1 protein-coding gene is annotated in these 669 nt (G+C 64.1%); it reads left to right on the top strand.

Annotation, left to right across the window (positions count from 1 at the left end; translation table 11 throughout):
- A partial coding sequence (locus tag AX750_RS03855; RefSeq protein WP_156451704.1) for an ABC transporter permease occupies window positions 1-669 on the top strand: 669 nt, incomplete at both ends.

Genomic DNA, 669 nt, shown 5'->3' with positions numbered 1-669 from the left:
CGCTGTTCCTGCTCGGCTCGGACCGGCTCGGCCGGGACATGCTCTCGCGCATCCTTTATGGCGGCCGGATCTCGCTCTCGATTGGATTGCTCGGTGTCTTCGTCTCCTTCGTGCTCGGCGTCATCATCGGGGGCATCGCCGGCTACTATGGCGGCAAGGTCGATCTCGTCGTCCAGCGCCTGATCGAGATCGTCCAGTCCCTGCCGCATATCCCGCTCTGGCTGGCGCTGGCGGCAATCATGCCGCCCTCCTGGAGCCCCCTGCTGGTCTATTTCGGCATCACCGTCATCCTCGGCTTGATGGACTGGACGGGTCTGGCGAGGGCGGTTCGCTCGAAGCTCCTGTCATTGCGCGAGGAGGATTATGTCGTCGCCGCCCAGTTGATGGGCGCGAAGCCGGCGCGGATCATCGGACTGCATCTGGTGCCGGGCTTCATGAGCCATCTCATCGCCTCGGCAACGATCACCATCCCGAAGACCATCCTTGGCGAGACGGCGCTGAGCTTTCTCGGCCTCGGGCTGCGCCCGCCGATCACGAGCTGGGGGGTGATGCTGAACGAGGCCCAGAACATCAATGTCGTGGCGCTCTATCCCTGGCTGCTCTATCCGGTCGTTCCGGTGATCCTGATCATCCTCGCCTTCAACTTCCTCGGCGACGGCCTGCGCGACG

The organism is Methylobacterium sp. CCH7-A2, from assembly GCF_001557075.1.
GTDB lineage: Bacteria > Pseudomonadota > Alphaproteobacteria > Rhizobiales > Beijerinckiaceae > Allobosea > Allobosea massiliensis.
Note: the sequence above shows the minus strand (reverse complement) of the source record. Positions and strands in the feature narration are given on the sequence as shown.